Raw genomic sequence first — 8,994 nt, 5'->3', positions numbered from 1 at the left:
GTTGAATCTATTGGCAGGTCGGGGCGGAAAATCCGGAATTTTGGCAAAAAGGTGTCGAACTTGTGGTGCAGCCGAGTTTGCCGCTGCTCGACGATTTCGTGGCCGAACTGTTAGTGCAGTGTTCAACGCTAAGCAGCACATAAAACCGCGCCTTTTGACGCATGGCGGCGTTGCAAATCCTCGCGATAGCGACGGCTATCGTTGTGGTGCTGTGGTTTGCGCCTTGCCCTGCGCCAAAACGCATCGCTTTAATTTGTGCCGCCAAGCATCGAGCACTGCACTAGCGAAGATGGGGCCGGCCTGCGAGGCGGATGACCAGTGAGCATCCGCTTCGGCAGGATTTTGCTCCTTAAATAATAGCTGCAACCGCTTTATCCATAAGCGGTAGCGCCTGTTTTGGCTGTAACTTTTCAGAGCCTGCGCAGGCGTTCGAGCGCGCTGTGCAGCGTCTCGTCTTTCTTGGCGAAGCAAAAGCGCACTACGCGCTGGTCGAAGCCATCGGGATAGAACGCAGACAGCGGAATGGCCGCCACGCCGATTTCGCCCGTGAGCCAGAGGCAGAAGTCCGACTCGCTCAAATCGCTGACGGTGGAGATGTCCACGCACTGGAAGTAGCTGCCTTGGCTGGGCAGCAGGCGCAGCCGGGTGGTGGCCAGCCCTTCGCGGAAGAGATCGCGCTTGCGCTGGTAGAAGGCCGGCAGTTCCAGGTACGGTGCGGCATCGGCCATGTACGCTGCCAGGCCGTGCTGCATCGGCGTGTTGACCGTGAACACGTTGAACTGGTGCACCTTGCGGAACTCTGCGGTCAGCGGCGCGGGCGCGGCGACGTAGCCTACTTTCCAGCCCGTCACGTGGTAGGTCTTGCCGAAGCTGCTGATGATGAAGGCGCGCGCCGCCAGGCCGGGAAAGCGCGCCGCGCTCTGGTGCCGCTCGCCGTCGAACACCATGTGCTCGTACACCTCGTCGCTGATCAGCAGCACGTCGGTGGGCGCCAGCAGTTCCTGCAAGTGCAGCATTTCCCCTTGCGTCCACACGGTGGCGCTGGGGTTGTGGGGCGAGTTGACGATGATGGCGCGCGTCTTCGGCCCGATGGCTGCGGCGATGCGGTCGAAGTCTGGACGGAAGGTGCCGGGCGTGAGCGGCACGCGCACGGCGGTGCCGCCGGCCAGGTCGATGTTGGGCACGTAGCTGTCGTAGCACGGGTCCAGCACGATCACCTCGTCGCCGGGCCGCACCACGGCGAGGATGGCGGTGATGATGGCCTGCGTGGCGCCGGCGGTGATGGTGATCTCATCGGCGGCGCCGTAGCGGTGGCCGTACATCGCGGCGATCTTGCCGGCCACGGCATCGCGCAGCGCCGGCACGCCGGGCATGGGCGGGTACTGGTTCAGGCCGCGCTCCATGGCGCTGGTGACGGCCTGCACGAGCCGCGCATCGCAGTTGAAATCGGGAAAGCCCTGGCCGAGGTTGACGGCGTTCTTCTCGGCCGCCAGCGCCGACATGACGCTGAAGATGGTGGTGCCCACGGCGGGCAGCTTGGTGGTGATGGGCGGGGTATAGGCAGTGGTTTCGGTACGCATGGCGGAATCAGGCGGTGCGGGTGGAGGTGTCAAAGCTCGTAGTGGTTGGTACGGCCTTCCATGGCCTGGGCGATGAGGTCGCGCGTCAGGCGGTCGCTGAGCAGTTCGGCAAACTTGTAGACGAAGTTGCGCAGGTAGGCGCCGCGCTTGAAAGCCACGCGCGCCACGTTCACGCCGATCAGGTGGCCCAGCGGGCGCACCACGAGGTCGGCGTTCTGGCCCTCGTCGCGCACGGCGGTTTCGGCCACGATCCCCACGCCCAGGCCCAGGCGCACGTAGGTCTTGATGACGTCGGAATCGATGGCTTCCAGGGCGATGCGCGGGTGCAGCTTGCGCTGCACGAACGCCTGGTCGATGCGCGTGCGGCCCGTGAACGAAGGGTGGTAGGTGATGAGGGGTTCGAGCGCTATGTCTTCGAGTGACAAGCGTTCCTTGTGCGCCAGCGGGTGGCCTTCAGGCAGCACCAGCATGTGCTGCCATTCGTAGCAGGGCAGGGTGACCAGTTCCGTGTAGTCGGACAGCGATTCGGTGGCGATGCCGATTTCGGCCACTTCGTCGATCACCATGCGTGCCACCTGGTCCGGAGCGCCTTGGTGCAGGCTGACGTTGACTTTCGGATAGGCCTCGCGCAGCCGGGCCACGGGCACGGGCAGCACGTAGCGCGCCTGCGTATGGGTGGTGGCGATGGAGAGCGTGCCGCTGTCTTGCGCGCTGAACTGCTCGCCGATGCGCTTCAGGTTGCCGATCTCGCGCATGATCAATTCGATGCTTTTCAGTACGTGCTGGCCGGGTTCTGTAATGCGCTTGAGCCGTTTGCCATGGCGCGCGAAGATTTCCACGCCCAGTTCGTCTTCCAGTTCGATGATTGCTTTCGACACGCCCGGCTGCGAGGTGTGCAGCGCCTTGGCCGCTTCCGTGAGGTTGAGGTTGCGGCGCGCGGCCTCCTGGACGAAACGGAATTGGTGCAGGTTCATATCGAATTACGGCTAAAAACGTCTTTCATTATGCGACATGAAGCTGTTGATGGAGGGCTCTCATGTATCCTCCAGGGCGATTTGCGTCAGCAAGGCCGCCATGCGCGGGTCTTCGCCGACAGGGGGGGCGAGCGTGATTGCCACGCCGGCGTGGGTGGCGCGCAGAGCCTGCACCAGAGTGGGGATGTCGCGCCGCGCATGCAGCCCCATGCCGAGAAACATGGGCACCACGCGCACCGTGTTTGCGCCCTGGGCCAGCAGGTTTGCAACGGCTTCGCCCAGCGTGGGGGGGGTGAGTCCAAGGTAGGCGCAGCAAGCCAGCGTACCGGGCTGCGCTGCGGCGATGCGGTCGCGCACGGTTTCCAGGGGCTGGTGCCACAGCAGGTCGCGCGAGCCATGCGCGAACAGCACGATGCCCAGGCGCTGCGCCATGAACGCAGCCATCAGCGCCGCAACACCAGCCAGCCGAAGGCGGCCAACGACAGCACCGAGTAAATCATGCCCGGCGAGGCCGCGGCGAGCCATGGCGACCAGTGCTGCAGGTTGCCGATGTAGCCGAACATGTTGTTGAGCAGGAAGAAGCTGATGCCGGCCATGACGCCGCCGAACACGTAGGTGGCGAGCCCCGCCGAGCGGAAATGCAGGTAGGCGAACGGCAGCGCGAGCACCATCATCACCAGACACGACAGGGGGTAGAACACCTTGCGCCAGAACTCGATCTCGTAGCGCTGGGCTGACTGGCCGTTGGCGTCGAGATGGCGGATGTATTTGAACAGGTCGATGGTGCGCATGCGGTCGGGGTCCAGCAGCGCCGCAGACGTCATTTCGCGGCTGATCTGGGTGGGCCAGTGCCAGGTGTCGAGTTGTAGGTGCTCGACATGGGCGTGGTCGCCATCGCGGGTGTGAAAGACCATGCGCTGCACGCCGGCCAGGTCCCAGCCGCCGCCAGGCGCGATGTTGCCGCTGCGCGCCTGCGTGATCGACACCAGATAGCCCTGAGGGTCGAACTCGAAGATGCGCACCGACTGCATGCTGCCCGCGCCCAGCAGCGCCCTCACGTTGACCGAGTACGTGTTGCCACCCTGGCGTTCCCGCAGCCACGCGCCCGTCTGGCCCAGCGTGATGCGGCCTTCGTAGCGCGCCTTCACGAACTGCGCCAAACGATCAGTGACGGGCGCCACGTAGTCGCCCACCGCGAACGTGAGCGCGACGAACGCCACACCCAGGCCCGCCAGCATGCGCAATGCGCGGGCAGGGCCGAAACCGCTCGTGCGCAGGATGGTGTATTCAGAGCTTTGGGCCAGGCGTGCCATCACGTAAATCGTGCCGATCAGCACGGTGATCGGAAGCAGTTCGTAAAGATGGCTGGGCATGGACAGCATGACGTAGAGCAGGGCATGCGAGGCTTGGTAGCCATCGGGGCTGCCGCGCCTTACCCAGCGCAGTTCATCCACGAAGTCGAAAAAGAAGAACAGTGCGAGAAAACCGAGTGTGACGAAGGCCACGGCCGTCAGCACCTCGCGGTAGATGTAGCGTTGGATGCGCAGAATCATGGCTGGACCGGCGCAGCGGAGTGCCTGCGCAGAAGACTCCGCAGCGACCAATTGTTGTGGCGCTTGGCCAGCAAGAAAGCCGCGGCCGCCAATGCCCCGCCATGGGACAGAACCATGAAGATCGCGAAATCGATGCGGCCCGACTCGATCCAGCTCTGGCCCAGGGTCATGAAGTTGTAGTAGACGACGAAGGTGAAGAGCGCCAGCATCAGGTTGCCGCTGCGCCCCGCGCGCGGGTCGACCATGGTGATCGAAAGGCCGAGTAGCACGAAGTTGACGGCGGCCAGCGCCAGGCTCATGCGCCACGCAAGCTCGGCCAGATTCATGTTGGAGGGGTCGCGCAGAAGCTGCAGCGTGGGGCGGTATTTGGTGGAGTTGCCGTCCTGCTCGACTGGGGTGGCAGTGCCTATGCGGGTGGCGTATTCCGCGAACACGCTGATCTTCATGCCGGGTTTTTCAAGGTTGTTTTCCAGCCGCTGCCCATTCGACAGCAGCACGAAGCGGTCGCCATGGAGGGTGGTGAGCCGGGCGCTGCGTGCCGACGTCACGGCTTCACTGCCATGGTCGGTGGCCGAGACGAACACATTGTTGCCGCCCTGGTCGGCTTCGGATGCCTTGTCGATAAAGAACACGCGGTTGCCGTTGGCAGACTCCTGGAACTGGCCCGGCGCGACGCGGTCGATGTCGCCGCGCTGTTCGTAGTGGTCGCGCAGGTCCTGCACTTGCCGGTTGGCCCAGGGCCACACCAGCAGCGCCAGCACGCCGATCACCACGAGCACTGGCAGCGCGAAGCGCAGCAGCACGGGCAGAAAGCTCGCCAGGCCGCGCCCGCTGGCGAACCAGATGACCATCTCGCTGTCGCGGTACATGCGCGAGAGGGTGCCTACGATGGCCACGAAAAGGCTCAGCGCCAGGATGGTCGGCAACTGCCCGAGCACCGTGTAGCCCATGACCATCATCACTTCGGAGGGGTTGACGCTGCCTTTCGACGCCTGCCCGAGCGTGCGGATTAGCATCATCGTCATGACGACCGTGGCCAGCACCACGAGCGTCGCGCTGAAGCTGCGTCCCAGTTCTTTGCGGAGGGAGGAATGGAATAACATCGTCGCCGAAGGAAAAGCCGAATTATGAACTTCGAACTGAAATCCCTGGGGCTCGATGTGGCGGCTGCCGACAAGAGCGATGCGGCCATCGTGCTGGTGCCCAACGGCTTCAAGGCCGCGCGCGATCCGCTCTCGGCCTGCATCGCCGCTGCGCAGAAAGCGGAGGACTTCGGCACCCAGCCGGGCAAGCAGCTCGCGCTCTACCGCGTGCCCGCCGTTGCCGCGGCGCGCATCCATTTGGCGGGCATCGGCGAAGGCCGTCCCCAAGAGGTGCGGCAGGCCGTTGCTGCAGGCGTGAGCGCGTTCAAGGGTACGGGCGCCAAGCGCCTGCTCGTCGCTTTTGCGGGCGCGGCGGCGCAGCCCGATGCGGTGGCCGCGGCCGTGCAGGCAGTGGCCGACGCAAGCTATGTCTACACCACGACCAAGCCGAAGGCCGAGGCCCGGGCATGGACCAGGGTCGTGGTCGGCGTGCCCGATGCCGCAGTGGCCAGAACCGCCTTTGCGCAAGCGGTGGCCACGGTGCTGGGTGTGGAACTCGCCAAGGAATGGGGCAATCGCCCTGCCAACCATGCGACGCCAACCATGCTGGGCGATGCCGCCCAGGCGCTGGCCAAGTTGCCGGGCATCCAGTGCCAGGTACTGGGCCCCAAGGAAGTCGCCCGGCTCGGCATGGGTGCATTCGCCGCAGTGGCTCGTGGCTCCCAGGAGCCCCTGCGCTTCATCGAATTGCGCTACAGCGGGGCGGCAAAGAGCGATGCCCCCGTGGTGCTGGTGGGCAAGGGCATTACTTTCGATTCGGGCGGCATCTCCATCAAGCCGGCGGCGGAAATGGACGAGATGAAATACGACATGTGCGGCGCCGCGAGCGTCCTGGGCACGTTTCGAGCGCTGGCTGAACTGCGCCCCGCGATCAACGTAGTGGGCCTGATCGCGGCATGCGAGAACATGCCGGGCGGGCGGGCCGTGAAGCCCGGCGATGTCGTGACCAGCATGAGCGGCCAGACCATCGAGATACTGAACACCGACGCGGAAGGCCGGCTGGTGCTGTGCGATGCGCTGGCCTATGCGCAGCGCTTCAAGCCGCGCGCGGTGATCGACATTGCGACGCTGACGGGCGCTTGCGTGATCGCCCTGGGCGGCGTGAGAAGCGGACTGTTCTCGGCGGACGACGCATTGGCGGCGACGCTGCAGGCGGCAGGCGAGGCGGCACAGGACAAGTGCTGGCGCATGCCGCTCGACGACGAATACGCCGACGGCCTCAAGACCCATTTCGCCGATGTGGCCAACGTGGCCGGGCGGCCTGCCGGCGCGGTTACCGCAGCCAAGTTCCTAGAGCGCTTCTCGGGCGGGGCTCCGTGGGCCCATCTCGACATTGCGGGAACTGCGTGGCGGGGCGGCGCCGCCAAAGGGGCCACGGGGCGGCCCGTGGGGCTGTTGCTGCATTACGTATTGGCACAGGCCGCAAAACCCCTGCCGCTGCAGCCCAAGTCCGTGCGCAGGAAGGCGGCGTCCGCGTAGGCGGGAGAGCGTGGAACTGGCACCCAGCCATTCATACCATGACGGAGATCGCTTTTCATTTCAACGCGCCCGACAAATGGAGCTATGTCTGCCGCTTGCTGCGCAAGGCGGCTGGCAGCGGAGCCCGGGTGGCCGTTGTGGCGCCTGACGACGCGCTCCAATTGCTCGACCGTGCGCTATGGTCGTTGGCGCCGCACGCATTCGTGCCCCACTGCATGGCGCAGGAAGATGGCCTCATGCTGGAGTCGTCACCCATTGTCCTGGCCCGCGAAGTAGAGGGGCTGGTGCATCATGACGTGCTCGTGAACCTTTTGGGGGGCATTCCCGAGGGCTTCGAGCGTTTCGCACGCCTGGTAGAGATCGTGAGTCAGGACGATGCAAGGGATCGGCAGGAAGCCCGCCAGCGGTGGCGGCACTATGCTGATCGAGGCTATTCCATCATTAGCCACGATGTGGTTCAAAAGGGTGCTTGAGTGCAGCAGCCCAGGCAGCCGCCGCGTTTCGTCCCGACGCTGACCGAAGAGGTGCGCCTTCCTTCCGCTCAAGCGGAGAGTCCGGCTGCACCGCCACGTCCGCAGCAGGCATTAGAGTCCGCCGTGGTTCGCTCCGACATGGAGGAGGAAATCGTCCACCGCGTGATCCAGCGCGTGGATGTGGCGCTGGAATACCGCCTGCGTGAAGCCATCGCCCATGTCGTGGCGGAGCAGACCCGCTCCATCGGACCGCGGTTGCGAGAAGAAATCGAATCGGTTGTGCGCCAAGCAGTATATGAGGCGGTGGCTGAAGAGCTTGCGGCCAACTTCATGGCTGGTAAGCCAGGCTAATAGAGCCTATTTTGCTGCAGTGAAAATTCGTTTTCGCAGTGAATGGCGCATGAAGGCAAAGGGTCGGTGTGATCGTGTTCCCTCTGTTCCGGGCCCGGAAATTGCGATATGTTTTGCTGGGTTGAGATCAGAAACATCTCTCTCAGCAAATTTTATTTATGTCTCTTTTGGAGGTTTTTATGCAAATGAAGTTGAAACTGACCGTGGCGGCTGCAGTTGCGACACTGGCTGGGTTGGCATCCGCACAGGATGTGCAAGTGGTCAAGATCGGACACGTTGCGCCGACCTCGGGCGCGCAGGCCCACTACGGGAAGGACAACGAAAACGGCGCGCGCCTCGCCATTGAAGACCTCAATACGCAAAACATCGTTATCGGCGGCAAGAAGATCAAGTTTGAATTGGTCGCTGAAGACGATGCGGCCGACCCGAAACAGGGCACCGCGGCCGCACAGAAACTGTGCGACAGCAAGGTTGCAGGGGTAGTGGGCCACTTGAATTCTGGTACGACCATTCCGGCAGCCAAGGTCTACAACGACTGCGGCATTCCGCACATCACAGGTGCAGCCACAAACCCCAACCTGACCAAGCCCGGCTATAAAACCACCTACCGCATCATCGCCAACGACAACGCCCTGGGTGCCGGTTTGGCCATTTATGCGGCGGATACCTTGAGGCTGAAGAAGGTCGCCATCATCGACGACCGCACGGCTTATGGCCAGGGTGTCGCCGAGGTGTTCAAGCGCGTGGCGACGAGCAAGGGCATGGGGGTGGTCGACGAGCAGTTTACGACCGACAAGGCCACCGACTTCATGGCCATCCTGACCTCCATCAAGGCCAAGGCTCCTGACGCAGTGTTCTATGGGGGCATGGACCCGCAAGCCGGTCCCATGCTCCGTCAAATGGACCAACTGGGCATGTCGAATGTCAAGTACTTCGGGGGTGATGGCATTTGCACGCCGACCTTGGCCGAGCTTTCCGGTGGTGCGAAGACCTTGAGCAACGTGATCTGTGCGGAAGGCGGTTCTTCAATCGCCAAGATGCCTGGCGGCGAAGCCTGGAAGAAACGTTACGACGCCAAGTTCCCGGGCCAGTTCCAGATCTACAGCCCCTACACCTATGACGCGACCTTCGTGCTGGTCGATGCCATGAAGCGTGCGAACTCGGTGGATCCCAAGGTCTATACGCCGAAGCTGCTCGAAACCAACTTCAAGGGAGTGACGGCCAGCATCGCGTTCGAGCCGAACGGCGAATTGAAGAATCCTGCCATGACCTTGTCGACGTACAAGGATGGGAAGAAAGTGTCGCTCAACTAAAGTCGGCAAGCCGCCCGTTCAGTGCAAAAGGCCGCCCAAAGGGGCGGCCTTTCGTCGTCGTGCGCCCGGCACGGGCGCACTCCTGCGGGTGCAAGTCCCGCCGTAAGTTGATCACAGCGAACGAAGCGA

General features: G+C 63.6%; 10 protein-coding genes. 5 read left to right on the top strand and 5 right to left on the bottom strand.

Annotated elements, in window-relative coordinates; translation table 11 throughout:
• Positions 1–322: hypothetical protein (locus tag PY257_RS10765; RefSeq protein WP_275741615.1), on the top strand; the 322-nt coding region annotated here is incomplete at its 5' end.
• 88 nt (positions 323–410) lie between these two features.
• Here PY257_RS10765 and PY257_RS10760 read toward each other — a convergent pair.
• From PY257_RS10760 to lptF, 5 genes are read right to left on the bottom strand one after another with little or no spacing between them, the layout of a single operon-like run.
• Positions 411–1,580, bottom strand: coding sequence for a pyridoxal phosphate-dependent aminotransferase (locus PY257_RS10760; protein WP_275741613.1), 1,170 nt, complete (start codon positions 1,578–1,580; stop codon positions 411–413).
• 29 nt (positions 1,581–1,609) lie between these two features.
• Positions 1,610–2,554 carry a CysB family HTH-type transcriptional regulator gene (locus tag PY257_RS10755; RefSeq protein WP_275741611.1) on the bottom strand — a complete coding sequence of 315 codons (945 nt, stop codon included), beginning with the start codon at positions 2,552–2,554 and terminating at the stop codon, positions 1,610–1,612.
• Positions 2,555–2,614: 60 nt separating this feature from the next.
• Positions 2,615–2,998: a sirohydrochlorin chelatase gene (locus tag PY257_RS10750; RefSeq protein ID WP_275741609.1), complete on the bottom strand. Its 384-nt coding sequence runs from the start codon at positions 2,996–2,998 to the stop codon at positions 2,615–2,617.
• Positions 2,998–4,107, bottom strand: a complete 1,110-nt coding sequence (lptG, locus tag PY257_RS10745) for an LPS export ABC transporter permease LptG (protein WP_419095696.1) — start codon at positions 4,105–4,107, stop codon at positions 2,998–3,000. The genes PY257_RS10750 and lptG overlap by 1 nt, the downstream gene beginning before the upstream one ends.
• Positions 4,104–5,210: an LPS export ABC transporter permease LptF gene (gene lptF, locus PY257_RS10740; protein ID WP_275741607.1), complete on the bottom strand. Its 1,107-nt coding sequence runs from the start codon at positions 5,208–5,210 to the stop codon at positions 4,104–4,106. The genes lptG and lptF overlap by 4 nt, the downstream gene beginning before the upstream one ends.
• A 24-nt stretch (positions 5,211–5,234) precedes the next feature.
• Here lptF and PY257_RS10735 point away from each other — a divergent pair, with 24 nt between their 5' ends.
• The 4 genes from PY257_RS10735 to PY257_RS10720 all read left to right on the top strand — a co-directional run bounded on the left by PY257_RS10735 (position 5,235) and on the right by PY257_RS10720 (position 8,865).
• Complete coding sequence (locus PY257_RS10735) at positions 5,235–6,728, top strand: leucyl aminopeptidase (RefSeq protein ID WP_275741605.1); 1,494 nt, start codon at positions 5,235–5,237, stop codon at positions 6,726–6,728.
• Between the two features lie 38 nt (positions 6,729–6,766).
• A complete protein-coding gene (locus tag PY257_RS10730; RefSeq protein WP_275741603.1) occupies positions 6,767–7,201 on the top strand; it encodes a DNA polymerase III subunit chi in 435 nt (144 codons plus the stop codon).
• Positions 7,202–7,324: 123 nt separating this feature from the next.
• Positions 7,325–7,552 (top strand): hypothetical protein, encoded by a 228-nt coding sequence (locus PY257_RS16280; RefSeq protein WP_345799242.1) that lies wholly within the window; start codon positions 7,325–7,327, stop codon positions 7,550–7,552.
• Positions 7,553–7,731: 179 nt separating this feature from the next.
• Complete coding sequence (locus tag PY257_RS10720; protein ID WP_275741599.1) at positions 7,732–8,865, top strand: branched-chain amino acid ABC transporter substrate-binding protein; 1,134 nt, start codon at positions 7,732–7,734, stop codon at positions 8,863–8,865.
• Positions 8,866–8,994: the final 129 nt, after the last annotated feature.

This window comes from Curvibacter soli (genome assembly GCF_029211125.1).
GTDB lineage: Bacteria > Pseudomonadota > Gammaproteobacteria > Burkholderiales > Burkholderiaceae_C > Curvibacter_A > Curvibacter_A soli.
Note: the sequence above shows the minus strand (reverse complement) of the source record. Positions and strands in the feature narration are given on the sequence as shown.